The organism is Aliiglaciecola aliphaticivorans, from assembly GCF_054782055.1.
The window spans coordinates 19,194-35,992 of the sequence record NZ_BAAGTF010000094.1; the positions used below are offsets into that span (position 1 = coordinate 19,194).

General features: G+C 41.9%; 17 protein-coding genes. 5 read left to right on the plus strand and 12 right to left on the minus strand.

The features are described from left to right. The first annotated feature begins 95 nt into the window (after positions 1-95). The 3 genes from ACYVIL_RS20870 (at position 96) to ACYVIL_RS20880 (ending at position 2,881) form a co-directional block, all read left to right on the plus strand. The gene (locus ACYVIL_RS20870) at positions 96-1,739 is read left to right on the plus strand and encodes a long-chain-fatty-acid--CoA ligase (protein WP_303474160.1); all 1,644 of its coding nucleotides are present in this window, start codon (positions 96-98) and stop codon (positions 1,737-1,739) included. A 164-nt stretch (positions 1,740-1,903) separates the two neighbouring features. Next, complete coding sequence (locus tag ACYVIL_RS20875; RefSeq protein ID WP_303474159.1) at positions 1,904-2,446, plus strand: hypothetical protein; 543 nt, start codon at positions 1,904-1,906, stop codon at positions 2,444-2,446. 39 nt (positions 2,447-2,485) lie between these two features. Next, entirely contained in the window at positions 2,486-2,881 is a 396-nt protein-coding gene (locus ACYVIL_RS20880; protein ID WP_460314717.1) for a DUF3718 domain-containing protein, read from the plus strand. Positions 2,882-2,896: 15 nt separating this feature from the next. Here ACYVIL_RS20880 and ACYVIL_RS20885 read toward each other — a convergent pair whose 3' ends face one another. The 11 genes from ACYVIL_RS20885 to ACYVIL_RS20935 form a co-directional block, all read right to left on the minus strand. Beyond that, positions 2,897-3,856 (minus strand): hypothetical protein, encoded by a 960-nt coding sequence (locus ACYVIL_RS20885; protein WP_460314719.1) that lies wholly within the window; start codon positions 3,854-3,856, stop codon positions 2,897-2,899. Positions 3,857-3,962: 106 nt separating this feature from the next. Further along, positions 3,963-4,937, minus strand: a complete 975-nt coding sequence (locus ACYVIL_RS20890) for an NADPH:quinone oxidoreductase family protein (protein ID WP_460314721.1) — start codon at positions 4,935-4,937, stop codon at positions 3,963-3,965. Then, positions 4,934-5,977 (minus strand): phosphotransferase, encoded by a 1,044-nt coding sequence (locus tag ACYVIL_RS20895; protein WP_460314723.1) that lies wholly within the window; start codon positions 5,975-5,977, stop codon positions 4,934-4,936. The genes ACYVIL_RS20890 and ACYVIL_RS20895 overlap by 4 nt, the downstream gene beginning before the upstream one ends. A 53-nt stretch (positions 5,978-6,030) precedes the next feature. Next, the gene (locus ACYVIL_RS20900; protein WP_460314725.1) at positions 6,031-7,257 is read right to left on the minus strand and encodes an acyl-CoA dehydrogenase family protein; all 1,227 of its coding nucleotides are present in this window, start codon (positions 7,255-7,257) and stop codon (positions 6,031-6,033) included. A 424-nt stretch (positions 7,258-7,681) separates the two neighbouring features. Continuing rightward, complete coding sequence (gene arsC, locus ACYVIL_RS20905; RefSeq protein ID WP_460314727.1) at positions 7,682-8,113, minus strand: arsenate reductase (glutaredoxin); 432 nt, start codon at positions 8,111-8,113, stop codon at positions 7,682-7,684. A gap of 131 nt (positions 8,114-8,244) precedes the next feature. Next, the gene (gene arsB, locus ACYVIL_RS20910; protein WP_303474153.1) at positions 8,245-9,264 is read right to left on the minus strand and encodes an ACR3 family arsenite efflux transporter; all 1,020 of its coding nucleotides are present in this window, start codon (positions 9,262-9,264) and stop codon (positions 8,245-8,247) included. A gap of 14 nt (positions 9,265-9,278) precedes the next feature. Next, positions 9,279-9,995, minus strand: a complete 717-nt coding sequence (gene arsH, locus ACYVIL_RS20915; protein WP_460314730.1) for an arsenical resistance protein ArsH — start codon at positions 9,993-9,995, stop codon at positions 9,279-9,281. Positions 9,996-9,997: 2 nt separating this feature from the next. Further along, positions 9,998-10,468, minus strand: coding sequence for an arsenate reductase ArsC (locus tag ACYVIL_RS20920; protein WP_460314732.1), 471 nt, complete (start codon positions 10,466-10,468; stop codon positions 9,998-10,000). Positions 10,469-10,481: 13 nt separating this feature from the next. Continuing rightward, positions 10,482-10,817, minus strand: coding sequence for a metalloregulator ArsR/SmtB family transcription factor (locus tag ACYVIL_RS20925; RefSeq protein WP_460314734.1), 336 nt, complete (start codon positions 10,815-10,817; stop codon positions 10,482-10,484). Positions 10,818-10,912: 95 nt separating this feature from the next. After that, entirely contained in the window at positions 10,913-11,521 is a 609-nt protein-coding gene (locus ACYVIL_RS20930; RefSeq protein WP_460314736.1) for a hypothetical protein, read from the minus strand. Positions 11,522-11,613: 92 nt separating this feature from the next. Further along, positions 11,614-13,974 carry a zinc-dependent metalloprotease gene (locus ACYVIL_RS20935; protein WP_460314938.1) on the minus strand — a complete coding sequence of 787 codons (2,361 nt, stop codon included), beginning with the start codon at positions 13,972-13,974 and terminating at the stop codon, positions 11,614-11,616. A 209-nt stretch (positions 13,975-14,183) separates the two neighbouring features. On the opposite strand from ACYVIL_RS20935, the gene ACYVIL_RS20940 reads away from it, so the two are divergent. Then, positions 14,184-14,837, plus strand: coding sequence for a dUTP diphosphatase (locus ACYVIL_RS20940; protein WP_460314738.1), 654 nt, complete (start codon positions 14,184-14,186; stop codon positions 14,835-14,837). Positions 14,838-14,898: 61 nt separating this feature from the next. Further along, positions 14,899-15,321: a diacylglycerol kinase gene (locus ACYVIL_RS20945; protein ID WP_303474145.1), complete on the plus strand. Its 423-nt coding sequence runs from the start codon at positions 14,899-14,901 to the stop codon at positions 15,319-15,321. On the opposite strand, the gene ACYVIL_RS20950 is transcribed toward ACYVIL_RS20945, so the two are convergent. Then, positions 15,318-16,742 (minus strand): tetratricopeptide repeat-containing sulfotransferase family protein, encoded by a 1,425-nt coding sequence (locus ACYVIL_RS20950; RefSeq protein WP_460314741.1) that lies wholly within the window; start codon positions 16,740-16,742, stop codon positions 15,318-15,320. The two genes, ACYVIL_RS20945 and ACYVIL_RS20950, sit on opposite strands and share 4 nt — an antisense overlap. Positions 16,743-16,799: the final 57 nt, after the last annotated feature.

Here is a 16,799-nt window from a genome sequence, read left to right on the forward strand (position 1 = left end):
AGGCAACCGTGGTTAACGCTAACTATGGTTGCACATTTTCCAAAGTGAGCTCTGTTATTTGAACAGAGTTGACCAAGTACAGTAGGAACCATTATATGCAAGGCCTAATGATGAATACGCAATTGATGATATCGTCAATATTGCGTCATGCCGAACGAAACTTCCCTAGCCGCGAAATCGTATCTGTTACCGCAGACAATCCGAGACATCGTTATACCTACAAAGATTTTGCTAAGCGCACCCGACAATTGGCCAATGCACTGGAATCCTTGGAGCTGGAATTTGGCGATCGTATTGGTACCTTAGCTTGGAATGATTACCGTCACCTTGAACTGTATTACGGGATTTCGGGCACAGGTTTGGTTTGCCATATGATCAACCCCAAACTATTTCCCGAACAGGTTAATTACATAATCAACCATGCAGAAGACAAAGTGTTGTTTGTTGATGTATTAGTGATGCCTTTAGTGGAGGCCCTTTATAGCCAACTTAAAAGTGTTGAGAAAATTGTGGTACTTACAGACAAGGAACATATGCCACAAACGACCTTGGAGAACGTCATTTGCTACGAAGACCTATTGGCCCAATTTGACGACAATTACCAATGGCCCGAGTTCGATGAAAATAGTGCTGCTGGTATGTGTTATACCTCGGGAACAACAGGTAATCCAAAAGGCGTGGTATACAGTCATCGCTCCACTATTTTACATGCCTATGCGGGCTCCCTGCCCGACGCCACCAACGCGTCTTGTAAAGCGGTGACTATGCCCATCGTACCTATGTTCCATGTCAATGCATGGGGTATCCCTTATGCTGGTGTAATGGTAGGCAGTAAGTTAGTCATGCCAGGGCCTAAAATGGCAGATGGCGAAACCTTGCAATCATTAATTGAAGAGGAAGGCGTTACCCTTAGTTCAGGTGTACCCACTATCTGGATGGCGTTATTGGAATATCTCGATAAAAGTGGTAAAAAAATACCCACTTTAAGTGCTGTTACTTCTGGCGGCGCAGCTTGCCCAAGAGGCATCATAGAGCGCTTAAAACACGATTATCAAACCGAAGTAAAACAAGGTTGGGGCATGACCGAAATGAGCCCACTTGGCACCGTCTTTACCCTATCCCCAGGGATGGAAAACTTAACCGATGAAGAAGATACCGAACTACGGCTTAAACAAGGTAAAACCGTATATGGTGTAGAAATGAAAATAGTCGACGAGCAAAATAATGAGTTACCCTGGGATGGCGTCGCGTTTGGTGCGCTAAAAGTCAAAGGACCATGGATTGCAACAGGTTATTACGGTATGTCACAAACCCCAGGGGATGCAGACTGTCCTGTAGACGAAGATGGTTGGATGAATACTGGTGATGTTGCAACAATTGACCCACAAGGCTATTTACAAATAACCGATCGCACTAAAGATGTGATTAAATCAGGTGGCGAATGGATTAGTTCTATTGACATTGAAAATGCAGCAGCGAGCCACCCACAAATTGCCGAAGCCGCTGCAATAGGACGATATCACCCTAAATGGACTGAAAGGCCGCTATTAGTTGTAGTGCCCGCTGAGAATGCTAATTTAAACCGCGACGACGTCATGGAATATTTAAAAGATAAAATGCATAAGTGGTCATTGCCAGAAGATGTTGTGTTTGCCAATGAACTTCCCCATACGGCCACGGGTAAATTAAATAAATTAGCATTGAGGGACGAATTTAAAGACTATGAATTTCCACAATAATTAATATTCAGGCGGTATAACATGAAGCTTTGCCCATTTATGTTATACCGCATTTAATGTATACCTCCTCATACCTTGGTATCAAGCCGCAACTTCCATTCAGTTTTTTATTCACGTTAAATTAACAGCAATCAATTGCCATGGGTTAAAAGGCCTTAACTAGAATGAAAAATTTTGCGGGTTGCATACTGTTTCTACTTTGCTCGTGGTCAAGCAATGCTTCCATTATAGGGACGCAAGTCGTTTGTGATATTGAGCCCTCAATTATTTGGGAATGTGACGATAAGATAGCCATCGCAGATGCAAATAACAGTGAGTTTGACTTATTGTTAATGGGCACTCCATTTCTCAGTGTTAATTTTGAAAAAGACGCTTTGTTAATTAGTAATCTGCAAGATAATTTAAGCATGGGTGCGAATGAAATGCTGAGCTTGTCGTTCGCCCCCAACCTTTTCAGCCCAAGTGATTTTGCCCTACTGACGTCGGTTGAAGGCTTTGATGCGGTTGATATTGATTTTAACCAAGAACTACTGGCATTGAATTTCAATAATACCAGATGGTCATCAGAAGATTATATTTTACTCAGCTTCCAAAGTAGCGCTTCCGCAGTGTCTAACGCCCCTTCCTTGTTACTATTAATAATTGGACTTGTGGCTTTAAAGCGGCGCTTAGCTAAAAACACCCCTCAATTTAAGTCCAATGTTTAATACCAAAGGGAATATTAAAATGAAAAGGAAATATTCCAGGTGATAAAGACACTGTTGTTTGTTTTCGCTATTTTTTTAGTAACATTATTTTATGCCAGCAATGCTAAAGCAAATATAAATGTCGCATTAAAAAACCTATGCAGCCTCGTAGCTTCCGATGACACTTCGACCTTACAGCAAAAAATAACAGAGATGCGAACCCATTATCGATTGAAACTGCAACATTATTACGATGGGATTAGTTGTGATGGTCAGAGTTTAATTAGAACCGCTTTGTTGAATAAAGCTAATCATACTGCCGAATTGTTGATAGAGCACCTGCCAAAGCGCAAATTGAGGATGCCTGAACATGATGGTAAAACACTGTTGCAATGGATCAATGAAACAGAATTTGCGGGCTCACCTATCGCTAACACTTTAGGGGATAAAATCTAAAAGTTTGCTCAGACACTATTGGCGACGATTTAAATTGCCTACAGCGTCTTTAACCAATTCAACCCCTTGATGTTGTTTAAGAGCATGAACCCGTGGGTACTCTTCCTCTAGCAACGCTAATACCGACATCATCCCCCAATGGTAGCCTGAAGATAACATTAGATAAGCAAAATCATTATGTTTATTTTGGGCTTCAATATCAATATAGGTTAGTGACAACCTAGTTACCTCTTTACCATAGAGTTCAACATTTTCAAATTTATTCACTTCAAAAAACAAAGATTGATACGCATCAGTTTGTTGGTAAGCGTGGCTATAAACTAACGCGTCAAATTGCTCATATTGTTGGTTCAGCAGGGTTTGAAATGCCTTATCGCCATTTTTTGCATGGGCCTGTAAGCCATTGTTATTTGCTAAAAGCGCGGTATCAAAAGAGCGCCAAGCAACAGAATTACGATATCCAAGGGAGTAGGAATTCACCGTTCCTACTCGTCCATCACATAACTCTTCACGGATCCCCGGTGATAACTTGTCAGCAAGTTGTATTTGCCGAGCATAGCCTGTGGCGTAACTAACACTAAAAAGTCGGTAAGCAAGCTGAGAAACATCGGCTAGTACATTCTTAGCTTGTGTTGAGGTAAACAGATCTTCTTGCTCTGCCAAGGTCTTCATGGCGTCAACAAAAATAGGATAATTTTGATTGTATGAGTTATCAAGGGTTGTATGATCTAGATCTGCTGAGCACGAATAAGCGATGAGAAGTTGATTCCAATCTTGCAAATTAGTCGCTCTTACATGCACCATGCCAGTAAATAGATTGGCATGCACGAAATGCTCAGCCTCACTCAACAGTTGATTATGTTTATTGAGCTCTGTAAGTTCATCTTCTGATAAAACCTTTGGTGTTGAACACCCTGTTGAAAGCACAACAAGGGTTACCAACAAAGCAATAAACTGACGCGCAGATACATCCATGAATAAATTGGGCCTCATACAAGTGAGGCCGCAGTGTATTATTTCATTTGCTCGGATTCAAGCAGGATTATTCCCCTCTCTAGCGTCAATGACCGTACATTGTGCCTTAAGGTCTGAGTGCCATTTTGCCTTTCACTTCACGGCCCAGCACTTTATTAAGGGCTTCAGGAGCTCGATTTAATGGCAACGTCTGGTCAACAATCACTTTGACTTTACCTTCTAAATACCAAGTAAGAAGCTCTTTCATGTTGGCTTGGAAGTCTTTTGGTTGGTGCTGAGTAAAGGATCCCCAGAACACCCCCACCACAGAGTAGCCTTTGACTAAGGCTAAATTAACCGGGAACTCAGGAATAGTGCCACCAGCAAATCCAACAACTAACAAACGACCATTCCAGCCCATGCTCCGAGAACACGCATGAAACGTATCGCCACCTACACACTCATACACCACATCAGCACCTTTGCCGTCGGTCGCTTCTTTTAAGGCTGTTTTAAGATCATTTTCAGTGTAATTAATCAGAACGTCAGCACCATTTTGCTTAGCAATATCAAGCTTTTCCTGTGTTGAACATACCGCTATCACTTTCGCGCCCATGGCTTTGCCGATTTGTACTGCGGCCAATCCTGTGCCACCAGCCGCGCCTGTTACCACTAAGGTTTCACCAGGTTGAATATTCGCTCGCTGTTTCAACCCATGATGGGCCGTAGCGTGAGCTGTCACTAAAGCTGCAGCTTCTTCATCTGGAATTTGATCTGGTAAAGGTAGAACATGGGTAGCAGGAACAGCCACTTTTTCTGCATAACCGCCTAACACGCACAGGGCGATAACACGACGTCCCACGGTTAAATGGGGAACCCCCTCACCAACTTCGCTGATCACACCGGCCACTTCGCCACCTGGAATAAACGGAAAGTCCGGTTTACTTTGGTACAGACCTTGTACTAACAATCCATCAGGAAAATTCACGCCAGCGGCTTTTATATCAACAACCACCTGACCTTTACCCGCTATTGGATCTGCGACTTCTTCGTAACTTAATTTTTCAACGCTGGCGAATTCCTTACACACTATTGCTTTCATTGATGTTCCTCGATTAATTCTATCGCCATTCTTGCTAATGGCGGTACCATGGCACCCACTTTATTGGCCTGCGCACTAGAGGCATTACCTTCTTGCGCGCGTTTCGCCACCCCCTGGGCAATGGCAGCTAGGCGGAAAAAACTGAAGGCAAGATAGAAATGCCAATTTTCAATTTTAGCTAAACCTGCCCGTTGGCAATACCAGCCAACAAACTCTTGTTCATTGGGAATTCCTAAAGCCTGTCTATCCACGCCTCCCAAACCACTGGAATGGCCGATATTTGCAGGTAAACGCAATTGCATACATTGATACGCCAAATCAGCCAACGGATGGCCTAGGGTGGATAATTCCCAATCCAAAACGGCGATGATTTTTGTCGATGTTTTCGAAAACATTAAATTATCTAGGCGATAGTCACCGTGAACCAAGGCCACCTTGCCATCATCATCTGGAATATGCTGATTTAGCCAGGTGATTAATGTATCCATCTCGGGGATAGGGTCGATTTCGGATAATTTATATTGCTTGGACCAACGACTCAGTTGTCGTTCAAAGTAGTTGCCTGCCTTGCCGTAATCACTTAGCCCTACTTTGTCTACATCAACAGCATGCAAATCAGCCAAAACTTGACTCATCTGCTGATACATCTCGTGACGTTTTTGGTTGCTATCAATCTCCGGAAGGCTACTGTTCCAGTAAACCGCTCCGTCGACATATTCCATCACGTAAAACATACTGCCAATAACACTGGTGTCTTCACAAAGGTGATAAACCTTGGCCACGGGCACCTTGGTGTTTTGTAAGGCATTGATGACTTTAAATTCTCGATCCACCGCATGTGCGGATTTGAGCAACTTCCCGGGTGGTTGACGCCTGAGCACATAGCTCTGGTCTCCTGCCATGATCTTAAACGTCGGGTTTGATTGACCGCCACTAAACTTTTCAGCTTTAAATTCCCCTGTAAAATCAAATACGTTGGCACGAAAATACGCTTCTAATGATTCCATATCGAGCTGGTTAACTGAATCTGTCTTGCTCACTTTATCCCCTTTAAATAGTTACGTTAGCCGATTAAATAATGCTGGCTTTAATCCTAGCTTTTTTGCTTTCCAACATGATCTTTTATCAAGTTGCGCCCCAATTGCATCATATGCACTTGATCTGGGCCATCGGCCAATTTAATCGTTCTTGCATAGGCATAAATAGCTGATAATACAAAATCTTGGCTGGTGCCTGCTGCCCCATGCATTTGAATAGATTGATCGATAACGCGACATGCCATGCTGGGCGCGACAATCTTAATCGCGGCGATAATGTCTCGTGAGACCTTGTTGCCGTAACGATCCATCTTGTCTGCCGCTTTAAGAGTAAGCAGTCTAGCCTGCTCGATATCACAATGCATTTGCGCTACAGCTTCTCTCACCGACTGCTGTTTGCTAAGAGGCTGACCAAAAGCAACTCGCTCATCTACCCTTTCACAGGCTAAATCTAGCGCTCGTTGAGCGCAACCTATCAGGCGCATACAGTGATGGATTCGGCCTGGCCCTAAGCGGCCTTGAGCGATAGCAAACCCTTCTCCCTCACCAACTAATAAATTACTTGCAGGCACGCGAACATTCTCGAATAACACTTCCGCATGGCCTATGGGCTCATCATAAAAACCCATAGCTTGCATCGGACGCACAACGGTTACACCAGCAGTATCCATAGGCACTAAAATTTGAGATTGTTGCCTATGACGCTCGGCAGAGGGGTCTGTTTTACCCATTACTACCATAATTTTGCAGTTGGTATTCATCGCCCCACTGGTATACCACTTACGACCATTGATCACATACTCATCACCCTCTCGAACAATTGCCGTTTCGATATTCGTTGCATCACTAGAGGCAACTGCAGGTTCAGTCATCGCAAATGCACTGCGAATTTCACCATTGAGTAAAGGCTCAAGCCACTGCTTTTTGTGCTCTTCACTGCCATATTTAGACAACACTTCCATATTGCCTGTGTCTGGTGCACTGCAATTGAACACCTCAGGGCTCCATAACACTCGTCCCATTGCTTCGCACAAAGGCGCATACTCTAGATTAGTCAATCCTGCACCATAAGGTAAATATTCTTCAGGTAGAAATAGATTCCACAACCCTGCTGCTTTGGCTTTTTCCTTGAGTTCGTGCATTAAGGGAGGCGTTGTCCAACGTTGTGGATTATTGTCAACCAACTCTATGTATTCCTGTTCCACAGGATAAATATGTTCGTCCATGAATGCGTTAAGACGGTCAAGTAAAGCTTGGGTTTTAGGAGAGTAATCGAAATGCATGAAATGTATCCTCTGATTTAGAATACAAAAATAGTAGAGTTATTCCGTCTATAAGTTTAATTAATTATTCGAATACTTTTGTATTAGTAATATGTATAAATTGTTTCAAGGTTGTAGCATTCATTGCCTAGTTATTGATTTTGCTGGGCTATAGAGCAAAAAAGTGATTTTAGCGACAAGAGAAACCGATAAAAACAGTTACATTTAATTTACATTAAAATATAAATCGGATTCAAAAGCTATTATTGACGGACATTTAAAGCACTTAGTTGAAGGTTATTTATTGTAAGTATTAAGGCAATAAGAAAGACAGAACGAGTTACTGTTAGGTAGCGAAATAAATAGGACGCTTTGCAATTATTGTCTAATCCATAAAAGCGCCTAGTTTAAACCTGTACTCGTGACTAAAATAAATAGGCTAGTTTTAGCTTTGTGACCCCTCCACTCGATTGCCTGCTAAATCAATAATCTGTTGGCCGTCTTCTTTAAAATAAGGGCCAGCAGGCCAATTATCGAGTAAATCTAACACGGCTTCACTGGGACGGCATAACTTAACCCCTTTTGGGCTGCATACGATTGGGCGGTTCACCAACACCGGATATTGCAACATATTTTCTAAAATGGTTTCATCTGAGACATTGCCGTCCAATAAACCAAGTTCACTTGCTGGTGATTTTGTGGTTCTTAGGGCCTCGCGAGGTGTTAAGTTCGCCGCGGCGAATAAACCCAGTAATTGACTCTTCGTCCACCCTTCAGTTAAGTAATTTATAACCTTAGGCTGATACCCAGCGTCCTCAATTATTGCAAGCACGTTTCGAGATGTTCCGCATTCGGGGTTGTGATGTATAACAATCATATGTGTCCTTTTATTCTTAAGCTTGCTCAACAAAAATTACTGCCCCTAAGGCTAATGCTAATGCTAACCTAGCAGAGCATTAGCCATAGATTATTTAATCATCCACAAAGATCATAAAGACCCAACTTGTTTTACTCTGTGAACCAATGGCGGGTGCGGTTAGCAAACCAGACCAATGACAACATGACGGGGACTTCGACTAATACACCAACAACTGTTGCCAAGGCTGCGCCTGAATGTAATCCAAACAATGATATAGCCACTGCAACTGCCAGCTCAAAGAAATTAGATGTGCCTATCATACAAGCGGGAGCTGCCACCTTGTGAGGTAATTTCATTTTCTTGGCAATGAAGTAAGCAATAGCAAAAATCCCATAAGTTTGAATCAATAAAGGAATAGCTATGAGAACAATAGCTTCAGGCTTAGCTAAAATCGTTTCTGATTGAAACGCAAACAACAACACAACTGTCGCTAAAAGGCCGATGATTGACCAAGGCTTCATGGTTGCAAGAAACCCTTCTAATCTAGAGTGATCGTCCGCTTTATCTAGTTTTTTACGGGTAACCGCTCCGGCGACCAGAGGAATTAACACATACAAAACCACAGACAAAAACAATGTATCCCAAGGCACTGCAATATCAGTGACCCCTAGAAGTAATCCAGCAATAGGTGCAAACGCAAAAATCATAATGATGTCGTTTATGGAAACCTGAACTAAGGTGTAGTTTGCATCGCCTTTGATGAGCTGACTCCAGACAAATACCATAGCGGTACAGGGAGCCACACCGAGTAAAATCATGCCTGCGATATATTCTGTGGCAGTTTGAGGATCAACCCAGTCAGCGAATAGTCCTTTGAAGAACAACCACCCCAGAAACGCCATAGTAAAAGGTTTAATCAACCAATTGATCACCAAGGTCAGGAGTAAACCTTTGGGTTTTTTACCTACGTCCTTAATAGAAGAGAAATCAATTTGCACCATCATTGGATATATCATTAACCAAATCAAAACGGCAATGACAAGATTGACATGGGCATACTCAAAACTTGCTACTACAGCAAATGCACCAGGGGCAACACTACCAACGACAATACCAACGATAATGGCCAGACCAACCCAGACCGTTAAGAAACGTTCAAATAATCCCATTTTATTTTCTCCTTTTATATTGAACGTTGATTGACTCGCTGGCTTAACTGCTCAGCAGACTCAACCCGCTCAGAATAGCGGTCAACAAAATAATCTTTGTTGTTACGCAGTAACAGGGTGAATTTCATCAACTCCTCCATCACATCGACAATACGGTTGTAATAGGCAGAGGGTTTCATGCGGTCGTTCTCATCAAATTCCAGATACGCTTTTGCCACACTTGATTGATTAGGTATGGTTACCATGCGCATCCAACGACCTAATATTCGAAGTTGATTCACCACATTAAAGGATTGTGATCCCCCACAAACTTGCATCACAGCTAGGGTTTTGCCTTGAGTTGGACGGACTCCACCAATATTCAAAGGTACCCAATCGATTTGGCTTTTAAATATGCTGGTCATAGAGCCATGACGCTCGGGTGAACACCATACTTGCCCCTCTGACCACATCATAAGTTTGCGCAATTCTTGCACCTTGGGATGATTTTCATCTTCTGTATCTGTTTGCGGTAAACCTTCAGGATCAAATATTTTTACATCCGCGCCGAAATGGATCAGTAATCGTGCGCATTCCTCTACAACCAACCGACTAAATGCGCGTTTACGCATAGAACCATGCAATAATAAAATACGTGGCGCGTGTTCCGCAGGATCTGCCAAGCATTTTTCAATTGTGGGGGTATGTAAACTTTCTGCTTCAACGTTTGCTAAGGACATATCATGGAACATAATTAACGTGCTCCTAATTCGGCGAGGGCGTGTTTCAACTGTTCGGAATCAAGGTTTCTTTCTGCCAGTGCTTTTAATTGCTTAACACGGGTAGTGATTTCTTCGATGCAAGCTTTAAAAGACGCGGCGATTTGGGCTTCTGATCCTTCCACTTTAGACGGATCACTGAGTCCCCAGTGGACTTTCAATGATTTTCCGAACCACAAAGGACAAGCTTCCCCAGCAGCTGAATCACATACAGTGACTACCACGTCAGCATCGAAATCTTCAAAATCATCCCACGATTGACTCTGCAAACCCGCAACTGAAATTCCCGCTTCTTGCAGATATTTAATGGATAGTGGGTGCACTTCTCCCGCAGGTTGGCTGCCTGCACTCTTAGCTTCAATCACCTCTCCTGCTAACTGATTGGTGATAGCTTCAGACAGGATGCTACGACAACGATTATGGGTACAAATATATAAAATTTTCATGCTAAAACCTTAATTAACAACAGCTAGAAGGGGAAATTTTCGAAGTTTTCAGCCTACTCAGCGCTTCTTCAAAATATGACTTGTTGTGCTGACTAGACTCGCTGATCACCTTGTTTGCCCATTCCGGCAACTCAGGATGAAGTCGGTAATACACCCACTTCCCTCGTCTTTCATCCCGCAGCAGTTCGCACTTACGTAACTCAGCTAAATGACGGGAAATTTTGGGTTGCTCAAGATTGAGTGCTTCCATCAAATCACACACACATAACTCGCCAGACTCAGCAATGAGCATCAACGACTTAAGACGCGTATCGTCTGAAAGACATTTGAAAAATTGTAAAGGACTCATAAACACATTCGATAATTCATATATGTGAAATATCATATATATGAAATTTCATATGTCAACGAAAAATAACGAAAGATGTAAAAGCAAATTTAGGATTACGACTGTTTGTGTCCAGGGGATATAAAAATTTTGATACCAAATAGGGTCAATAGAATTAATAACACTAGGCCTAAAAAACCAAAAATTTGATTGAATCCTTCGGACCATGTCCATTGCAGATAATGTATTTTGTATAAAAAATTGATTAACTTGGTATCTTGACCGCTTTGTCTCAAAGTCAAGTTTGTCCAATTAACAGTCACTTCCACCCCAGTATTGGTTAATGCTTTATGACCTTGAATAGATGACACTACACCATAGCGTTTTGAGTCATGGGAAAACGTATCATTGATGAGTAATTGTAAGCCTGCGTTGTCAGCCACTTCTTTGGGTTGATAAGAAATGGGATCTAAATGCGCAAAGCCGTCCCTTGTTTTGACCAATAAATGATGACCCAATATGGTTCTAACAACCTTTGCTTCAAGCCAATTACTTGCAGGCTCAATCACAAAAGATTGTTGCAAGGGATAAGTTTTAATGGCCAACTGATCAAAAGCACCTTGATAGCCCGGTTTAGTGAAAAATATAAAGCCTGTGATCACCCAACCAATCATCGGCAAAATTAGCATCAAACCAATAATTCTATGTACTTTTCTACTTTTCATTTTAATTTCCATTTAATAGCCAATTTCTAACTGACCCAAAAAAGCCGGCAAAAGCCGGCTTACATCTAACCTAAAATAAAATACGTCAGTGTTTAGATAGGCGAACCTGGTGGAAGTGGCTTCACTTCAAAGTCACCTTTCCATTCACCGGTTGCCATAAACCAATCCAACTGTTTGGCCATCACTTTATTTTGACCATATCGTGAATTCTTTTTCAACCAAGTGTGTAAGTCCATCACTCCAGCTAATAACGCGCCTTCGGCTTCTGGAGCAATTTCTTCTGACTGCATTGCTTGGATAACACTATTGAGTACCACGTAGTCTACGCGTAGCTTAACATCCGCAGCAAATTTACTCGATTTTTGTTGTATTGTCGCATCGAATAATTTCTCCAATAATACAGGGATAGTCAATTGATCTCGGCTATTGATAGGACGCGCTGCAAGGCGATTTAAGCGTTCAGCTTTAAGCAATAAACCCAAGGTATAACCCGCACCCGATTCAGCTGCACTTACCGGATCGAAGCTCAATCCATTTCTGCCATTAAAGCTTTCCCGTGAATTAGACTCTCCCAAACTTTTAGGGGTAATTAATGAACTAATATTAGAGGGAATATGCAGAAACTTAGGCGAAAGTGTTTCTATCATGGCATCTAATGCTGCCATTTGCTTACTTTGCTCCACAAAGGAAACGCCTTTAGGCTTGGAGTAATCGCCTTTGCTTTCGTACGCGTAGTTTATACCACCAATCAATTTAGCCACTGCATCTAACTGATAACGATGCAGATAGTAAACAGGTACTAATGTTTCTTGCAATGAGGCAAGGGTTTTCCCTTCAGGTATGGAATCAATACCAAAGTCGGCTAACGCGACTTTACGCACTTCCATAAGATTATACAGTTCTTCCACCGGATCTTCCCCGTTATCCCACAAATGTCCAATTGGGCTAATGGCGTGGCTAGGTCTAGCATCACGGTCGCTGATATAAGTCATTCCGGAGGTAAGTGCTTTTTGAATGGTATCTTTTAAGTAACCGACTTCGTCTGCGTCATCTGGCAAGTCTTGATAACCATAAGCAATAACATGATCATCCCATTTGCCGATACCTACGGCATACGCATCGGAAATGTCGACTTTGCCATCTTTTACCGTAACGGTAGGATGAGGATAATCCATAACCGACTCACGTCCATAAGCACTGGTGGCAAAGTTATGGGCAATACCTAGAGTATGTCCCACTTCGTGAGCGGATAATTGTCGGATTCTGGCTAACGCCATCTCCTTTTGTGCTTCTATGCTGCTATCGCTTTGTTTAAATGGACTGGTTAAACCCAACGCAATTAAATAATCCTGACGAACACGCAAAGAACCTAATGTAACCTGTCCTTTGATGATTTCACCAGTACGCGGATCACGCACTGACATACCGTATGACCAGCCACGTGTCGCGCGATGAACCCAATTAATGACGTTGTATCTAACATCCATGGGGTCAGCACCTTCAGGCAACATTTTCACTTGGAAGGCATTTTTATAACCTAATTTACTAAAGGCTTGATCCCACCACATAGCGCCTTCATACAAAGCGCTTCTCACTGGTTCTGGCACACCGGGATCTAGATAATAAACAATAGGTTCAACTGCTTCACTCACTGCAGCATTAGGATCTTTTTTAAATAGGCGATGACGGGTGATTAAACTTTGTTCCATCGATGATTCAATAGGAACAGAATAATCCTGATAGGTCATCTTGTTAAAACCAGAATTAGGGCTAAATGCTCGTGGAGTATATTTGTCGTCAGGCAATCTAATTAAAGAATGATGTAAATGCACAGTAATACTATCTGGAGAAGGCGTGACCTGCTGTAAATACTTACCAGGGTTGCTACCACCGAAGGTAACTAATGATTCCATCTCCGTATTATCAACAAAGGATTTAGTACGTGGCATGTACACGGCACTACGTTTTGAATCAACTTTAAAGCTACCTTGTTTAGCTCGGGTCAAGCGCGCGGAAATTCCATGAATATCAGATAACAAAAAATCTGTGTAATCGACTAAAACAGCGTCATCTTGCTGTGCAACAATTTTAAAGCCAGCAATCACAGAATCAGCAAAAGCTTCGTCAATACTGGCCGCTTCTGCTGCATTATCGGTCGTTGAACGGAACTGTGTATTGAGTTGTTTGAGTAGGACTTTATCTCCAAAGCGTTCAAACACCACTAAACGGGTTTTACCCAGCTGCAACCTATCTAGGCCAATATCATTTGAACCAATCCCCTGTGGCAAACTACTTTGAAATAATACCTGCTCCCCAAAGTTTTGGATCTGCAAATACAACTTACCACTATCTGGCTGATAATAAACGGTGTAAAACCCCTCCTTTGATTGCATTCCACTGGTAAAATCATTAATTGATTTACTTTGGGAAAACGCTACTGATGAAAATAACATCAAGCAAATAATTACGTATTTCTTCACACCTGTCTCCTAAATTTTAGTTTTTATTACCGGATAGAAAATCATCCTAAACCATGCATAAACATAAGGATGTTCGTACTATCTAAGGTTAATATTATAATTATGATTAGTCTGTTTCAGGCTATGCCGATTCTCACAAAACAAGTACACTATGCACTCGCTAATTCTACATAAGGACTTTTATGCTTTCCTCTACTCAACTTAACACCATGCTTAACCTCCAAGCTAAAATGAATCAAAAGGTTAATGCCCAGTGGTTAACTGCCGGATACCAATACCTTAGAGCTGCAATGATAGAGGCGGTTGAAGGAATTGAACATCATGGGTGGAAATGGTGGAAAGCACAACAAAAAGACCTACCCCAGTTGCAAATGGAATTAGTGGATATTTGGCACTTTGCGCTTTCCGCAATCATTATCGACTTTGATGGCAACATAGAGTCCTCTGCCGAAACTATTGCAAGTGAATTAGTCAGTGGTGTCCAGTCGGTTACGTTCGACGGTAAAGAATATGCGTTTAATAACCAAGACATTTTAGAAAATTTAGAGTTATTAGCTGGTTTATGTGCAGCAAAACGTTTTTCGGTACCTTTGTTTATTAAAATTGTTGAACAAGCCGAAATGGATTCAGATGAACTTTATCGGCAATACGTTGGGAAGAATGTACTCAATTTCTTCCGACAAGATAACGGTTATAAAGACGGTAGCTATTTAAAGGTTTGGCTAGGCCGCGAAGATAACGAACATCTGGTAGAAGTACTAAATGAACTAGATATCACCCTACACAACTACAGTGATTGTGTTTATCAAGGGCTACAAAAACGCTATCCGAACTAAATCACTTTAAGCAATGGGACGTCGTCTCGCTAGTTGATGAATAAATCAGAAGTACAATCATATGAAAAAAAACGTGACTCAAGCAAAGATTGTTGAAGATGAATCGGTGATAGTAAATAAACCCAATGGCACAGGGTTGTCGCGGATTTTCAAAGCCACGCAATGCTCCTTTCGAGGTTTCGTAGCGGCTTGGCAACATGAGTCGGCATTTCGTCAAGAGCTACTTATGACATTGGTTTTACTGCCCTTTTCATTTGTGATTGCTTCTTCCACTCTGCATCTATTGGTGCTTATTGGCACATTGTTATTTGTTTTGTTTGCGGAAATTATTAACTCAGCCATTGAAGCAATTGCTGATGCAGTTACCCTGGAAAACAATATTCTTATTGGTCGCGCCAAAGACATGGGATCATCTGGGGTATTTATTGCATTAACCCTATTGACCCTTGTCTGGCTGGAAGGGATTTGGCGCTTTTTCAGCTAATTGAAAAGCCCTTGATAGTTTTGCCACTGACCAATTGACTTGTTATGAATGGGTTTACGCACTTGAGCTGCGCTCAAGGTATTAATGGCCCCTTTACCATCCATGGCGGTGACACAAGAATCTTGCCATTCGAGTCCTATATACTTGAGTACTTTGTTGATGACTTGTTTCGGCTCTGCGGCCAAATCTTCGTATTTAACAGTGAGGATACTGTTGGGCAGCAACGCCTCCCAAAACTGCATTTGTTTTTTATATAAACTCACATATTTACTGAATTCATCCAAATCGCAAAAGTAAGGTTCATTTTCAGCAAAGTAATTTTTGAATATGGATACAGAAACATCCTTTATGTTGCGAGTAATATGGATCACTTTGGCATTGGGGAATAGCTGATAAATCAAACCAATATTTTGAAAATTTGCGGGTAATTTATTGATAATAAAAGGCTCATTTAAGCCCATAGATAGCAATTTAATGTAGTGTTCTGACACTTTTGAAGTATCCAATTCCGCTAGTTTACTGGCTAAATGAGGATAGGCTAACTGGGTCATTTTTTCCAAATAGGGTACGCTAAATTGACTCAGATAGGCTTTTTCACCGCAAGTGGCAACCTCAGTGTGTTGACAGAGTAGTTGTTCTAGCAAGGTTGAACCTGTGCGCGGTAAGCCAAGGATAAACACTGGGGTTACCCTATTTCTTAGTGGATTAGCCGAGTCTTTTGCAAAACTGACCTTTTGATAACATGCTCTTAAAGTCGAAAAAAAATCTGACATCTGTTCAGTGCGATAAGTACACAATGTTAATTGATGGGCGTTGGCCTTTTGCAAATATTCAATGGCTTGAGAATAATTTTTTTGTTTGTCGTATGCCTGGCCTAATGCATAGTCGAGTAGCATGCGATGGTGTGAGTTGGCAGTCGAACTTTGGTAACTGATATGAATTAACTGCCACTGATCATTGCTCAAAGCTTGCCCTTGAATACGGATTAAATCTAACCAACCATAGGCTGCAAATACGGGATCTGTAGATGTTATTTGCGACCGCAACAGTGGAAGTGCTTGGGTGTTCTGAGCCGTCGAAATATAATGCTGAACCAATGCAGAATGCACTGCTTTGTCTTGCGGACAATTTTCGTAAGCATAACGCAATACGGTCTGAGCATCTTCAGGAGCATGCACAACACTAAAAGCATCTGCTAGTTCTAACAGCGGCTCAGGCTGTTTATCCAGTAGATGACAGGCTTTTTGCAACAAATTGATTGCCTGATCATATTGGAAAGCCGCTTTTGCGACCTTGCCCAAGCCTAGATATCCCCTCCCGTTGTTTGGTTCACTTTTCAATAGCTGAACAAATACGTTCTGCGCATTGATTAAATCACCTTTGGTTAAATAGTCATTTCCGCTGCGAATGTGATTATTCAATATTTATCTCGCGTTAATCCAAAAAAAAAGCCTTGTCTACTGACAAGGCTTTCATAC